The sequence below is a fragment of the Hydrogenophaga sp. genome (assembly GCF_030158645.1).
Lineage (GTDB): Bacteria > Pseudomonadota > Gammaproteobacteria > Burkholderiales > Burkholderiaceae_C > Hydrogenophaga.
Genome location: NZ_JAOASO010000033.1, coordinates 60,951 through 74,318, shown reverse-complemented (window position 1 = coordinate 74,318; position 13,368 = coordinate 60,951). Strand labels below are relative to the sequence as shown.

Below are 13,368 nucleotides of genomic sequence, written 5' to 3'. Positions count from 1 at the left end.
AGCTCGCGGCCATCAACCGCCAGCTGAGCACCGACCGCAGCGTGCGGGTGGCGGTTTTTCGCGGTGCCGGTGGGCAGGCCTTTGTGGCCGGAACCGACATCGAGCAGTTCGCGGCCTTCCAGACCGGCGAGGACGGCGTGACTTACGAGCGCCAGATCGAGGCCGGCATCGAGTTGATGTGCAACCTGCCCATGCCCACGGTGGCCGTGGTCGAAGGCTGGTGCGTGGGCGGCGGGCTGGCCATTGCCACCGCCTGCGACTTCCGCCTGGCCACGCCCAGCGCGAAATTCGGCGTGCCGATTGCCAAGACGCTGGGCAATTGCCTGGCCATTGCCAACGTGGCGCGGCTGCGCGCGGCCTTCGGGCACCAGCGGGTGAAACGCATGCTGTTGCTGGCCGAGTTCATTGGCGCCGACGAGGCGCTGGCTTGCGGTTTTCTGCAGGCCATCGAGGCACCCGAAGCCATCGAGGCTGCCACCACGACGCTCGTGCAAAGGCTCGCTGTGCTCGCGCCGGTCACGCAACGCGTGAGCAAGGCCACGCTGGAGCGCCTGGCCACACACGACCTGGCCGCGTCTGAAGACCTGATCCGCGCGGCCTATGGCAGCGACGACTTCCATGAAGGCGTGGCCGCCTTCGTGGCCAAACGACCCCCTGTCTGGAGCGGCCAGTGAAACCATCCACCGGCCCGCTCGCGGGCCTGCGCGTGCTCGAAGTCACACAGATCATGTCGGGCCCCACCTGCGGTCTGCTGCTGGCCGACATGGGCGCCGACGTGATCAAGATCGAGAAGATTCCCGGCGGCGACGACGCGCGCGGCTACCGCGATCCGCAAGTGGGCGGTGTGTCGGCGCCGTTCATGATGATGAACCGCAACAAGCGTGGCCTCGCCCTCAACCTCAAGAGCCCCAAGGGCCGCGCGCTGCTGCTGAAGATGGTGAAGAACGCTGACGTGCTGGTGGAGAACTTTCGCGGCGGCACCATGGACAAGCTGGGCCTGGGCTACGAGGCCCTGAAGGCCGAGAACCCGGGCCTCATCTACTGCGCCATCACCGGCTACGGGCGCAGCGGGCCCTATGCCGACAAGGGTGGCTTCGACCTGATCGCACAAGGCTTCGCGGGCCTGATGTCCGTCACCGGCGAAGCAGGCCGCCCACCGGCCAAGAGCGGCAACGCGGTGTCGGACATGAACGCCGGCATCCTGGCGGCGCTCGGCATCCTCGCCGCCTACATCCACAAGCTCAAAACCGGCGAAGGCCAGGTGGTGGACACGTCGCTGAGCGACGCGGCGCTGCAGCAGACCTACTGGCACGCAGCGGTGTGGTTCGCCACCCAACGCTCGCCCGAGCCCACCGGCTCGGCGCACATCCTCACCGCGCCGTATCAGGCGTTTGAAGCCAGCGACGGCTGGATCAACATCGGCGGTGCCAACCAGACCAACTGGGAACGCATCTGCGATGTGCTGGGCCACCCCGAGTGGCGCAGCGACGCACGCTTTGCCACCAACAGCGACCGCATGGCCAACCTCGCCGTGCTCGTGGACCTGATGAACGCGGTGGTGCGCACACGAACGCGCGAGCAGTGGCAGGCGGCGTTCGACGCAGCGGGTGTGCCGGCCGGCCCGGTGCACACCATCGGCGAAGCCTTGAGCCATCCGCAAACCGTGGCGCGCGGCATGGTGGTGGATGTGGAGCATCCGCAAGCCGGTGCCACGCGGGCCATCGGCTGCCCGATCCACTTCTCGGCCTCGCCCGATCGCAGCAGCACACCCGCGCCGCTGCTGGGCCAGCACACGCGCGAGGTGCTGCGCGAATTTGATCTGCCGGAGGCAGAGATCGACGCCCTCGTGGCCGAGGGCGTGATCGCCGAACCCTGAGCCCGCGGGCTCAGGCCCGCTCGGCCACCCAGGCCTGCACCGACTTGAGCGCGGCGTCCAGGTTGGAGGCATCGGTACCGCCGGCCATGGCCATGTCGGCCTTGCCACCGCCTTTGCCGCCCACCTGCTGGGCCACGAAGTTCACGAGCTCACCGGCCTTGACCTTGCCCGTGCTGTCGGCGGTGACGCCAGCGGCCAGCTGCACCTTGTTGCCGTCCACGGCGGCGAGCACGATGGCAGCGGTCTTGAGCTTGTCCTTGAGCTTGTCCATGGTCTCGCGCAGGCCCTTGGCGTCGGCGCCGGTCAACACGGCCGCCAGCACCTTCATGCCCTTGACATCCACCGCCTGGTTCACCAGCTCGTCGCCCTGGGCCGAGGCCAGGCGGCTCTTGAGCGCGTTCATTTCTTTCTCCAGATCGCGCATCTGCTCCAGCAGCGCACCCACGCGCGCAGGCACTTCGCCCGGCGTGACCTTGAGCGTGCCGGCCACACCACCGAGTGTTTCTTCCATGCCTTGCACGTAGGCCAGCGCGTTCAGGCCCGTCACGGCTTCCACGCGGCGCACGCCGGCGGCCACGCCACCTTCGGCGGTGATGCTGAAGAAGCCGATGTCGCCCGTGGCCTGAACGTGCGTACCGCCGCAGAGTTCGCGGCTGGTGCCGATGTCCAGCACCCGGACCGACTCGCCGTACTTCTCGCCGAACAGCATCATGGCGCCGGTCTTCTGGGCCGACTCGATGTCCATCACACGCGCCTGGGTGGGCGCGTTGGCCACGATTTCGGCGTTCACCTTTTGCTCGATCGCGCGGATCTGCGCGTCCGTCACCGGCGCGTTGTGCGTGAAGTCGAAGCGCGTCTTGTCGGCGTCGACCAGGCTGCCTTTTTGCTGCACGTGGTCGCCCAGCACCTCGCGCAGGGCCTTGTGCATCAGGTGGGTGACCGAGTGGTTGCGCACGGTGGCGGCTCGCACCGCCGTGTTGACCTGCGCCGCTGCGCTGTCGCCCACGCTGATGGTGCCCTGCACCACGGTGCCGTGGTGACCGAACACGTCGGACTTGATCTTTTGCGTGTCGCCCACGTCGAAGCGCGCCGAGCCGCTGGTGATCACGCCCTCGTCGCCCACCTGGCCGCCGCTCTCGGCATAAAACGGCGTGCTGTCGAGCACCACGACGCCTTGTTGACCGGTCTTGAGCTCGGCCACGGGCGTGCCGTCCAGGTACAGCGCCACGATCTTCGCGGTGGCGTCCAGCTGCTCGTAACCCACGAAGGTGTTGCCCGCGCCGGTGTAGTCGAGCGCCTTGTCCATCTTGAACTTGCCGGCCGCGCGGCCCTTGGCCTTTTGAGCTTCCATGGCGGCGCGGAAACCCGCTTCGTCCACCGTCAGCCCGCGCTCGCGGCACACGTCGGCCGAGAGGTCGAGCGGGAAGCCGTAGGTGTCGTGCAGCTTGAAGGCCACGTCACCGGGCAGCACCTTCGCCCCGTCGGCCAAAGCCGCATCGAGGATTTCCATGCCGTTGGCCAGCGTCTCGTAAAAGCGCTCTTCCTCCACCCGCAACACCTCGGTGATGCGCTGCGCCTGGCTCGCCAGGTTGGGGTAGGCCTCGCCCATCATGCGCACCAGGTCGGGCACCATCTTGTGGAAGAACGGCGTCTTCTGGCCGAGCTTGTAGCCGTGGCGGATGGCGCGGCGCACGATGCGGCGCTGCACGTAGCCCCGGCCTTCGTTGCTCGGGATCACGCCGTCGCTGATGAGGAACGACGTGGCGCGGATGTGGTCGGCGATCACCTTGAGCGACGGGTTGCTCAGGTCGGCCGTGTGGGTCTCGCGGCCGGCGGCCTTGATGAGCGCGTCAAAAATGTCGATCTCGTAGTTGCTGTGCACATGCTGCAGGATGGCGGCCAGGCGCTCCAGGCCCATGCCGGTGTCCACGCAGGGCGCGGGCAGCGGCGTGACCGAGCCGTCCTCGGCCATGTTGAACTGCATGAACACGTTGTTCCAGATCTCGATGAAACGGTCGCCGTCCTCATCGGGGCTGCCCGGGGGGCCGCCGGCGATGTGGTCGCCGTGGTCGTAGAAGATCTCGGAGCACGGGCCGCAGGGGCCGGTGTCGGCCATCATCCAGAAGTTGTCGCTCTTGTAACGCCCGCCCTTGTTGTCGCCGATGCGGATCACGCGCTCGGGCGGCAGGCCGATCTCTTTCGTCCAGATGTCGTAGGCCTCGTCGTCCTCTTCGTACACGGTGGCCAGCAGACGCTCTTTCGGCAGCTGGTAGACCTCGGTCAGCAGCTCCCAGGCCCACTTGAGCGACTCGCGCTTGAAGTAGTCGCCAAACGACCAGTTGCCCAGCATCTCGAAGAAGGTGTGGTGGCGCGCGGTGTAGCCCACGTTTTCCAGGTCGTTGTGTTTGCCGCCGGCACGCAGGCAGGCCTGCACCGAGGCCGCGCGAACGTAAGGGCGCTTGTCGGTGCCCAGGAACACGTCCTTGAACTGGACCATGCCCGAGTTGGTGAACATGAGCGTGGGGTCGTTGCCCGGCACCAGCGAGCTGGACGCGACCACGGTGTGGCCCTTGGAGGCGAAGAAGTCCAGGAAGCTCTTGCGGATGTCGGCAACGGAAACAACTGCAGTGGCGGGGCGGGTCATGGTGGCCTTGTGGTTTTCGGTCGAGGGATGCGGCTGCCGCGCGGGCGCGCGAAACCCCGTATTTTCCAACATGGCGGACCGGTCGCTCCAAAGCGGGCTTTCACAGCACGTTCGCCGCGGTGGACCGGGGGCCAAGGTCGCCAGCGGTACTGCACGCCGCACCCCAAAAGACTATGCTTTCGAGCTGCCCCGCCACCCTGGCGCGCACCGAACACCGGAGACTGCCCATGGACATGAAGACTTCCCCCCTCGCCCTGCTCAAGGACCCCACCCTGCTCAAGACCGACGGCCTGGTCAATGGCCAATGGGTCGCCGGCGGCGGCCGCTTCGACGTGCTCGACCCGGCCACCGGCCACAAGCTCGCCGACGTGGCCAACCTCGGCCCGAAAGACGCCGAAGCAGCCATTGCTGCGGCCAACGCCGCCTGGCCCGCCTGGAAAGCCAAGACCGCCAAGGAACGCAGCACCATCCTGCGCAAGTGGTTCGATCTGCTCATGGCCAACCAGGAAGACCTGGGCCGCATCCTCACCGCCGAGCAGGGCAAGCCGTTCGCCGAAGCCAAGGGCGAGATCGCCTACGGCGCGAGCTTCGTGGAGTGGTTCGCCGAAGAAGCCAAACGCGTCAACGGCGAGACCCTGCCCACCTTCGACAACAACCGCCGCCTGATCGTGCTCAAGCAGCCCATCGGCGTGTGCGCGGCCATCACGCCGTGGAACTTCCCGCTGGCCATGATCACGCGCAAGGTGGCGCCCGCACTGGCCGCCGGCTGCCCGGTGATCATCAAACCCGCCGAGCTCACGCCACTGACGGCACTCGCTGCGGCCGAGCTGGCCATCCGCGCCGGCATTCCGGCCGGTGTGCTCAACATGCTGTGTGCCGACGCCGACAACAGCATCGCCGTGGGCAAGGTGCTGTGCGAGAGCGACGTGGTGCGCCACATCAGCTTCACCGGCTCCACCGAAGTCGGCCGCATCCTCATGGCGCAGTGCGCGCCCACGGTCAAGAAAATGTCGCTCGAACTCGGCGGCAACGCGCCCTTCATCGTGTTCGACGACGCCGACATCGACAGCGCGGTGGAAGGCGCCTTCGCCAGCAAGTACCGCAACGCCGGCCAGACCTGCGTGTGCTCCAACCGCATCTACGTGCAGGCCGGTGTGTACGACAGCTTCGTGGAGAAGTTCGCCGCCAAGGTGAAGACCACCAAGGTCGGCAACGGCTTCGAGGACGGCGTGAGCCAGGGCCCACTGATCGAAGAGGCGGCGCTGGTGAAGGTGCAGCGCCACGTGGACGATGCCGTGGCCAAGGGCGCGCGCGTGATGACCGGTGGCAAGCGCTTGACGAACATCGGCAGCGGCCAGTTTTTCGAACCCACCGTGGTGGCCGATGCCACCGCCGACATGCTCTGCGCCAGAGAAGAAACCTTCGGGCCCTTCGCCCCGGTGTTCAAGTTTCACACCGAGCAGGAAGCGATCGATGCGGCCAACAACACCGAGTTCGGCCTGGCCAGCTACTTCTACAGCCGCGACGTGGGCCGCATCTTCCGCGTGAGCGAAGCGCTGGAATACGGCATGGTCGGCATCAACGTCGGCATCCTGGCCACCGAACACGTGCCGTTCGGCGGCGTGAAGCAATCGGGCCTGGGCCGGGAGGGCTCGCACCACGGCATGGACGACTACGTGGAGATCAAGTACCTCTGCGTGGGCGACATCCTCAAGTAAACTCTGCCGCTCTGCGGGTGTAGTTCAATGGCAGAACGGCAGCTTCCCAAGCTTCATACGAGGGTTCGATTCCCTTCACCCGCTCCACACATGCAAAAAGGCCCCATCCGGGGCCTTTTTGCTTGATGGTCAGCCGATGAACGACTTGCCGACACCCAGCAGTGTCAGCACGCCCAGCACCGCAAAAATCAGCGCTGCGACGCCGTGCACCAGCTTGATGGGCACGCGCCGGGTGAGCTTGTCGCCAAAGAACACCACCGGCGCGTTGGCCAGCATCATGCCGAAGGTGGTGCCCGCCACCACGGCGATCAGGGGCTCGTACTGTGCGCCCAACGCCACGGTGGCGATCTGGGTCTTGTCGCCCATCTCGGCCAGAAAGAACGCCCAGGTGGTGATGAAGAACACGCCCATGCGACGCTGCGGCACGGCGTTGTCGTCGTCGAGCTTGTCCGGGACCAGCATCCACAAAGCCATCGCAATGAAGGACACGCCAAGCACCCAGCGCATCACGTCGGGCCCTGCAGCGGCCATGATCCATGCGCCCGCGAGTCCCGCCAGCGCGTGGTTGAGCAAGGTGGCGGCGAGGATGCCCCAGACGATGGGCCACGGTCGCTTGAACCGCGCGGCCAGCACGAGGGCCAGCAATTGCGTCTTGTCGCCCATTTCAGCGAGGGCGACGATGCCGGTGGATATGAGGAAAGCTTCCAAGACAGTGCTCCGAGGGCCGGCAGAAACCAAAAGACCACACGGCTTCCCCGGCCCATCCGGAGGCAGTGTGGTCAAAGGTCTTGCCAGGCTGAAGGCTGTCGGCGCCATGGCCTTGAGGGCCAAGTGTGTTGACGCAGACCTCTGCGAGGTGCAGAGCGGCTACTCCCCAATGACGGGTGCGGTGGGGAGTATAGCCCTCAGATCAGCGCGGGCCCGGTCTTGGACTGGATGAACTCGCGCGTGACACCCGGGGCCAGCTCCACCAGCTTCAGGCCCTGCGGCGTCACGTCCATCACGCCGAGGTCCGTGATGATGCGGTTGACCACGCCCACACCGGTGAGTGGCAGCGTGCACTGCTCGAGGATCTTCAGGTCTTCGGTGCCGTCCTTCTTCTTGGCCACGTGCTCCATGAGGATGATCACGCGCTTGACGCCCGCCACCAGGTCCATGGCGCCGCCCATGCCCTTGACCATCTTGCCGGGGATCATCCAGTTGGCCAGATCGCCCTTGTCGCTGACCTGCATGGCGCCCAGGATGCTCAGGTTGATCTTGCCGCCGCGGATCATGGCAAAGCTGTCGTGGCTGCCGAAGATGCTGGATCCCGGGATCGTGGTCACGGTCTGCTTGCCGGCGTTGATGAGGTCAGCATCCACCTCGTCTTCAGTGGGAAACGGGCCGATGCCGAGCATGCCGTTCTCGCTCTGCAACCACACCTCTTTGTCGGCGGGCACGAAGTTGGCCACCAGCGTGGGAATGCCGATGCCGAGGTTCACGTAAAAGCCGTCTTCGAGTTCGTGGGCTGCGCGCGCAGCCATCTGGTCTTGGTTCCAGGGCATCTCAGACTCCTTCCTTGGGGGTGATCGTGCGCTTCTCGATGCGCTTCTCGGGCGTGGCGTTGAGCACCAGGCGGTGCACGTAGATGCCGGGCAGGTGGACATCGTCCGGCGCGATGGCGCCCTTCTCCACGATCTCTTCGACCTCGACCACGCAGATCTTGCCGGCCATGGCCACGGCGGGATTGAAGTTGCGCGCGGTGAAGCGGAACTGCAGGTTGCCCGAGGTGTCGGCGCGCCAGGCTTTCACCAGCGAGACGTCGGGCACCAGCGCACGTTCCATCACATAGGTTTCGCCATCGAACTCGCGCAGCTCCTTGCCTTCGGCGACGATGGTGCCCACGCCGGTCTTGGTGAAGAAAGCCGGGATGCCCGCACCACCGGCGCGCAGCTTCTCGGCCAGCGTGCCCTGGGGCGTGAATTCGAGTTGCAGTTCACCGGCCAGGTACTGGCGCTCGAACTCCTTGTTCTCGCCCACGTAGCTCGAAATCATCTTGGTGATCTGGCGCGTCTCCAGCAGCTTGCCCAGGCCGAAACCGTCCACGCCCGCGTTGTTCGAGATCACGGTGAGGTTCTTCTTGCCGCTGTCGCGCAGCGCGTCGATGAGCGCCTCGGGAATCCCGCAGAGGCCGAAGCCGCCCACGGCGAACAACTGGCCGTCGGCCACGATGTCTTGGAGCGCGGCGGCCGCGCTCGGGTGGATCTTGTTCACGTTGCTGTCTCCTGGGTTGAAGCAAGGGTGCCGGTACGATACTACGTAACGGCATACGTAGTAACTCGTAAAGCAAAACCCTCACCGCATGGACATCGACTACCGCCTGGCCTTTGACCTCGCCCCCGTGGGCCTGGCGCTGTCGCGTCAGCGCACCATGGTCGATTGCAACCAGGTCCTGTGCGACATGTTCGGCGCCACGCGCGAACAGTTGGTGGGCCAGAGCTTCCAGATCCTGTACCCCAGCGCCGACGAGTACGAGCGCCTGGGCGCGCGCATGGCGCCGCTGCTGGGCAAGGGCGGCACCTACGCGGACGACCGCATCATGAAGCGCGTGGGTGGACGCCTCAAAGACGAGACCTTCTGGTGCCATGTGACCGGTCGCGCCTTGAGCCGCGAAACACCCCACGCCGCCGGCATCTGGAGTTTTGAAGACCTGAGTTCACGCCGCGCCGTGAAAGCCGACCTCACGCCCCGCGAGCGCGAAGTGGCGGCCCACCTCATGAGCGGCCTCACCAGCAAGGAGATCGGCAAGGCCCTGGACATCAGCCACCGCACGGTGGAGATCTACCGGGCAAGGCTCATGCGCAAGTACGGCGCACACAGCACACCGGATCTGGTGCACAGGCTTCTCGCCGGGTAAGTGTCATTGAGGGACAAAGCCGCTGTCCTGGATGATCTTCGCCCACACCTTGCCGTACGCCTGCTCACGCGCGCCCAGCTGCTCGCCGGTCATGAAGCCCACGCTCAGACCCATGGCGGTGAGTTTCTCGCGCACGTCGGGCTGGGCAATGGCCTTCAGCACCGCTTGCGCCATGCGGTCCAGCGTGGCCTTGGGCGTGCCGGCCGGGGCGAACAGGCCGTAGTACGGCACGTCTTCAAATCCCTTGAGGCCCAGCTCGGCAAAGGTGGGGACCTCGGGCATGGCGGCCTGGCGCTGCGTGCCCATCACCGCCACCACCCGCAGCTTGCCCGCCTTGTGGTTTTCAATGAAGTCGGGAATGGAAGCCACGCCGGCCGGGATCTGGTTGCCCAACATGTCGGCCATCATGGGCGCGCTGCCACGGTAGGGCGCGGCCACCAGGTCCAGCCCGTTCTGCTTCGCGATCACCTGCACCAGGAACTGCGGAACCGAGGCCGGCGCCGGAATGCCCACCGTGCCCTTGCCGCCGGCGGCCTTCACGCCGTCCACATACGCCTTGAAGCTGGTGGCGGGCGTGCCGCTGCTCACCGCAAACGCGTTCACGAACGTGGCAAAACCGGCCACGGGAACGAAGTCTTTGGCGGGCTCGTAACCCGGCGCCTTCATCACCATGGGCAAGATCGTGATGCTGTGGTCGTGGCTCAGAAACAGGGTGTTGCCGTCGGCCGCGGAAGCCTTCAGGGTCTGCGCGGCGATCTGCCCACCCGCGCCGGGTTTGTTCTCCACGATGACCGGATGACCCAGTTCTTCTTTCAGGCGTTCGCCCAGGATGCGCGCGATCGCGTCGGTGCCGCCACCCGGGGGAAAGCCCACCAGGATGCGGGTGGTGGTCTGCGCCTGGGCCAGGCCGAAACCGACCATCAATGAGGCCGCAACGGCGGCACGGCGGGTGATGGAAAACGACATGGAGACCTCCTGTGAAAAAGTCATGGGGATTCGACGTCAACCACCGACGCGGCGGTGCGAAACGCCTCCACCGCGGTGGGCACCCCGCAGTACACCGCCACCTGCAGCAGCACCTCTTGCAGCTCGGCCGGCGTAGCCCCGTTGTTGAGCGCGCCCCGCACATGACCCTTGAGCTCGTTCTGCTTGCCCAGCGCAGCCAGCATGGTCACGGTGATCAGGCTGCGCGTTTTCAAGTCCAGGGTGCCGCGCTGCCACACGTCACCCCAGGCCTTGCGCGTGATGTGTTGCTGGATCGGCTCGGTGAAGGGGGTCATGTTGGCCAAGGCGTTGGCCACGAAGGCCTCGCCCATGACCTGCTTGCGCATGGCCAGGCCGCGTTCGAACTCGGGGTCGTTGTTGTCTTGCATGGTGTGATCCGGGGGTTGGGAAAGGGAGTCGCGACAACGATACCGCAGGGGCGCAGCGGCCGGTACGATGCGTTGCGTCCAACACAACCTGCACCCACCGGAGACCGACATGAACCGCTACCCCGCGCCCGACATCAACGACCTGCCCGAAGACATCAAGGCGAAAGTGCTGGAAGTGCAGGCCAAGGCCGGTTTTGTGCCCAACGTGTTCCTGGCGCTGGCCCGCCGCCCCGCCGAGTGGCGCGCGTTCTTCGCCTACCACGACGCGCTCATGCTCAAGGAAGAAGGATCGCTGACCAAGGGCGACCGCGAAATGATCGTGACCACCACCAGCGCGGCCAACCACTGCCTGTATTGCGTGGTGGCGCACGGCGCCATCCTGCGCATTTACGAGAAGAAGCCGTTGGTGGCCGATCAGGTGGCCGTGAACCACCACAAGGCCGACATCACCCCGCGCCAGAAAGCCATGCTGGACTTCGCGATGAAAGTCTGCCTGGCCTCCCACGAGATCAACGACGACGACTTCGCGCCACTGCACGCCCACGGTTTCTCCGACGAAGACATCTGGGACATCGCAGCCATCACCGCGTTCTTCGGCCTGTCCAACCGCATGGCCAGCTTCAGCAACATGATGCCAAACCCGGAGTTTTATGCGATGGGGCGGGTGCCGAAGGCCAAGCCCGCCTGAAGTCAGTCGTGCAGGTACCGCAGCAGCTTGTCGGGAATCGGTGCCGACTTCTGCTTCGGGAAATCCACCCATACCGTGGTGGCACCACCCGAGGCGTAGATCGTTTGCGGGTCGTCGCTTCGCGTGAGCGTGCACCACGTCTCGAAGCTGCTGCGCCCCACGTCGCTGGCGAACAGGGTGGCGATGACATCACCCGGGTATTCGAGCTGCTTGTGGAAGGTGCAGAAGGCGTTGACGATCACCGGGCCCTCGCCCTGCGGGTCGGGTTGGCAGCCGATGCTGCGCATCCACTCGATGCGGATCGTCTCGAGGTACCGGAAGTAGGTGGTGTTGTTCACATGCCCCATCGCGTCCATGTCGCCCCAGCGGATGGGGATGGTCATGCGAAACACCGCCTTTTTCTTCTCGGGCAGTTCAAATTTCATCGGTGGGCCTTGATGGACGCGAGGATGCCGAGCACGAACAGCGCACACGCGGCCCACTGCAAAGCAGCCGGCCAGGCACCGTCCCAGGCGAAGCTGTAGACCAGCCCGAACACCGTCTCACTGACGATGAGTTGCCCAGCCAAGCTGGCGCTGAGCCGGCGGCTGGCCATGTTCCAGAGCACCGAAGCCACCCAGGCCGCACCGATGCCGGTCACGGCGCACACCAGCACGAAGGTGCCGAAGCCCGGGCGCGCGACCAGCGTGGCCAGGTCGGTGCCTGCCACCGCCCAGATGGCGAGCGCGCCCGCGCCCGCGGCCACGCCCAGCCAGTTGGCCCACAGGGTGGAGTTCACCTCGGGGTGCCTGGCCAGCCAGCGGGCGTTGAGCAATCCGAAGGCGGTCCAGGACAGCATGGCCAGCACCGCATAGACAATGCCCAGCCACAGGTCCGTGGCCACGCCGTCGTCCTGCCCGTGCGCCGTGGCCTGCATCATCAGCGCCATGCCCGCCACGGTGAGCAGCAAACCCGGTACCAGCGAACGCCAGCGCAGGCCCTTCGGCTTGCCGAGCAACATGATCCACAGCGGGATGGTGCCGATGATCAGCACCGGCAGCGCCGCACCCGCGGCCTGGATGGCCAGCACCAGCAGCAGGTAGTAACCCGTGTAGCCCAGCAGGCTGAGCCAGAGCGCCGCACCCGCCTGGGCCAGCGTGGGTCGTTGCGCATCACCCCGCAACGCGGCCCAGAGCAACAGCACCACCGACAACAGGCCACACGACAGGTAACGCCCCACCGTGAGGTCGATCGAGCTGAAACCGGGTGCCATCAGGGGCGCGATGAAAGTCGTCCCCCAGAACGCGCCCGCGCCCACACCCGCCAGAATGCCGGCGACCATGCCCGGCGGCCAGCCCGGAGGCCGACCCAGAACGGCAACGCTCATTCAGGCGCCAAAGCCATCGTCCGCCGCAATCACGGCGCCGTTGATGAAATGGCTCTCGTTCGAACACAGCATCACCAGCACCGCGTCCAGATCGGTCGGCACGCCCACGCGTTTGCGCGGCAGCATGCCGATGAGCTTCTGGCCCTGTTCGGTCTGCCAGTGGTGGTGGTTGATCTCGGTGTCGATGTAGCCCGGGCAGATGGCGTTCACGTTGATGCCGAACTTGCCCCACTCCACCGCCATCGCCTTGGTCATCTGCACCACCGCCGCCTTGCTCATGCAATACACGCCGATCTGCGGCAGCACCTTCAGGCCGGCCATGGATGCGATGTTGACGATGCGCCCGCCCACGTAGGTGCCGGGTGCAGCGCCCTTGGCACGCGCCAGCATGCGTTTGCCGACTTCCTGCGCCACAAAGAACGCGCCCTTGGTGTTGGTGTTGAAGATGAAGTCGTAGTCTTCCTCGCTCACGTCCTGCAGCCGCTGCGTGGTGCTCACGCCCGAGTTGTTCACCAGGATGTCGATCGCGCCCACCTCGGTTTCGGCGTGTGCCACGGCCGCCTTGATGGAAGCCTGATCGGTCACGTCCATGGCCACCACGTGGGCGTCGCCGCCCTCGGCTTCGATGTGCGCGCGCAGGGCCATGAGGCGGTCGGTGCGGCGGCTGGCCAGCACCACGGCGGCGCCCGCCTTGGCCAGGGTTTTGGCAAACTGCTCGCCCAGGCCGCCCGATGCGCCGGTGATCAAGGCCACGCGGCCCGACAAGTCCATGCTGTATGCCACGATGCAAGCCCTCAGTGAAGATTA

Annotated in this window: 14 protein-coding genes, 1 tRNA gene and 1 riboswitch; of the genes, 6 read left to right on the top strand and 9 right to left on the bottom strand. The window is 66.0% G+C overall.

Annotated elements, in window-relative coordinates:
* A partial coding sequence (locus Q1W68_RS03400) for an enoyl-CoA hydratase (protein WP_300715597.1) occupies positions 1-674 on the top strand: 674 nt, incomplete at its 5' end.
* Positions 671-1,876 carry a CoA transferase gene (locus tag Q1W68_RS03395; RefSeq protein ID WP_300715596.1) on the top strand — a complete coding sequence of 402 codons (1,206 nt, stop codon included), beginning with the start codon at positions 671-673 and terminating at the stop codon, positions 1,874-1,876. The genes Q1W68_RS03400 and Q1W68_RS03395, both read left to right, overlap by 4 nt.
* 10 nt (positions 1,877-1,886) lie before the next feature.
* On the opposite strand, the gene alaS is transcribed toward Q1W68_RS03395, so the two are convergent.
* Positions 1,887-4,520, bottom strand: a complete 2,634-nt coding sequence (gene alaS, locus Q1W68_RS03390) for an alanine--tRNA ligase (RefSeq protein WP_300715595.1) — start codon at positions 4,518-4,520, stop codon at positions 1,887-1,889.
* A gap of 227 nt (positions 4,521-4,747) precedes the next feature.
* On the opposite strand from alaS, the gene Q1W68_RS03385 reads away from it, so the two are divergent.
* Both Q1W68_RS03385 and Q1W68_RS03380 read left to right on the top strand, forming a co-directional pair.
* Complete coding sequence (locus Q1W68_RS03385; RefSeq protein WP_300715593.1) at positions 4,748-6,238, top strand: NAD-dependent succinate-semialdehyde dehydrogenase; 1,491 nt, start codon at positions 4,748-4,750, stop codon at positions 6,236-6,238.
* Between the two features lie 13 nt (positions 6,239-6,251).
* Positions 6,252-6,325, top strand: a tRNA-Gly gene (locus tag Q1W68_RS03380).
* Positions 6,326-6,367: 42 nt separating this feature from the next.
* On the opposite strand, the gene Q1W68_RS03375 is transcribed toward Q1W68_RS03380, so the two are convergent.
* The 3 genes from Q1W68_RS03375 to Q1W68_RS03365 all read right to left on the bottom strand — a co-directional run bounded on the left by Q1W68_RS03375 (position 6,368) and on the right by Q1W68_RS03365 (position 8,491).
* Positions 6,368-6,946, bottom strand: a complete 579-nt coding sequence (locus Q1W68_RS03375; RefSeq protein ID WP_300715592.1) for a TMEM165/GDT1 family protein — start codon at positions 6,944-6,946, stop codon at positions 6,368-6,370.
* A gap of 4 nt (positions 6,947-6,950) precedes the next feature.
* Positions 6,951-7,126: riboswitch (yybP-ykoY riboswitch) on the bottom strand.
* A gap of 17 nt (positions 7,127-7,143) precedes the next feature.
* The gene (locus Q1W68_RS03370) at positions 7,144-7,782 is read right to left on the bottom strand and encodes a CoA transferase subunit B (RefSeq protein WP_300715591.1); all 639 of its coding nucleotides are present in this window, start codon (positions 7,780-7,782) and stop codon (positions 7,144-7,146) included.
* Between the two features lies 1 nt (position 7,783).
* Positions 7,784-8,491, bottom strand: coding sequence for a CoA transferase subunit A (locus Q1W68_RS03365; protein ID WP_300715590.1), 708 nt, complete (start codon positions 8,489-8,491; stop codon positions 7,784-7,786).
* An 88-nt stretch (positions 8,492-8,579) separates the two neighbouring features.
* Between Q1W68_RS03365 and Q1W68_RS03360 the strand changes: the two genes are divergently transcribed.
* Entirely contained in the window at positions 8,580-9,134 is a 555-nt protein-coding gene (locus Q1W68_RS03360; RefSeq protein WP_300653446.1) for a LuxR C-terminal-related transcriptional regulator, read from the top strand.
* Positions 9,135-9,137: 3 nt separating this feature from the next.
* Here the strand turns inward: Q1W68_RS03360 and Q1W68_RS03355 are convergent, their stop codons facing one another.
* The gene (locus Q1W68_RS03355) at positions 9,138-10,100 is read right to left on the bottom strand and encodes a Bug family tripartite tricarboxylate transporter substrate binding protein (RefSeq protein ID WP_300653443.1); all 963 of its coding nucleotides are present in this window, start codon (positions 10,098-10,100) and stop codon (positions 9,138-9,140) included.
* Positions 10,101-10,120: 20 nt separating this feature from the next.
* Positions 10,121-10,507, bottom strand: a complete 387-nt coding sequence (locus tag Q1W68_RS03350) for a carboxymuconolactone decarboxylase family protein (protein WP_300653440.1) — start codon at positions 10,505-10,507, stop codon at positions 10,121-10,123.
* A gap of 109 nt (positions 10,508-10,616) precedes the next feature.
* Between Q1W68_RS03350 and Q1W68_RS03345 the strand changes: the two genes are divergently transcribed.
* A complete protein-coding gene (locus tag Q1W68_RS03345) occupies positions 10,617-11,195 on the top strand; it encodes a peroxidase-related enzyme (protein WP_300662140.1) in 579 nt (192 codons plus the stop codon).
* A gap of 2 nt (positions 11,196-11,197) precedes the next feature.
* Here the strand turns inward: Q1W68_RS03345 and Q1W68_RS03340 are convergent, their stop codons facing one another.
* From Q1W68_RS03340 to Q1W68_RS03330, 3 genes are read right to left on the bottom strand one after another with little or no spacing between them, the layout of a single operon-like run.
* A complete protein-coding gene (locus Q1W68_RS03340) occupies positions 11,198-11,620 on the bottom strand; it encodes an acyl-CoA thioesterase (protein ID WP_300715589.1) in 423 nt (140 codons plus the stop codon).
* Complete coding sequence (locus tag Q1W68_RS03335) at positions 11,617-12,561, bottom strand: DMT family transporter (protein WP_300658905.1); 945 nt, start codon at positions 12,559-12,561, stop codon at positions 11,617-11,619. The genes Q1W68_RS03340 and Q1W68_RS03335 overlap by 4 nt, the downstream gene beginning before the upstream one ends.
* Positions 12,562-13,344: an SDR family oxidoreductase gene (locus Q1W68_RS03330; protein WP_300654741.1), complete on the bottom strand. Its 783-nt coding sequence runs from the start codon at positions 13,342-13,344 to the stop codon at positions 12,562-12,564.
* Positions 13,345-13,368: the final 24 nt, after the last annotated feature.

Excerpts from the sequence above, each read along its gene's own strand:
- alaS (WP_300715595.1), bottom strand. The coding sequence starts at position 4,520 with ATGACCCGCCCCGCCACTGCAGTTGTTTCCGTTGCCGACATCCGCAAG.
- Q1W68_RS03385 (WP_300715593.1), top strand. The coding sequence starts at position 4,748 with ATGGACATGAAGACTTCCCCCCTCGCCCTGCTCAAGGACCCCACCCTG.
- Q1W68_RS03370 (WP_300715591.1), bottom strand. The coding sequence starts at position 7,782 with ATGCCCTGGAACCAAGACCAGATGGCTGCGCGCGCAGCCCACGAACTC.
- Q1W68_RS03360 (WP_300653446.1), top strand. The coding sequence starts at position 8,580 with ATGGACATCGACTACCGCCTGGCCTTTGACCTCGCCCCCGTGGGCCTG.
- Q1W68_RS03355 (WP_300653443.1), bottom strand. The coding sequence starts at position 10,100 with ATGTCGTTTTCCATCACCCGCCGTGCCGCCGTTGCGGCCTCATTGATG.
- Q1W68_RS03350 (WP_300653440.1), bottom strand. The coding sequence starts at position 10,507 with ATGCAAGACAACAACGACCCCGAGTTCGAACGCGGCCTGGCCATGCGC.
- Q1W68_RS03345 (WP_300662140.1), top strand. The coding sequence starts at position 10,617 with ATGAACCGCTACCCCGCGCCCGACATCAACGACCTGCCCGAAGACATC.
- Q1W68_RS03340 (WP_300715589.1), bottom strand. The coding sequence starts at position 11,620 with ATGAAATTTGAACTGCCCGAGAAGAAAAAGGCGGTGTTTCGCATGACC.
- Q1W68_RS03335 (WP_300658905.1), bottom strand. The coding sequence starts at position 12,561 with ATGAGCGTTGCCGTTCTGGGTCGGCCTCCGGGCTGGCCGCCGGGCATG.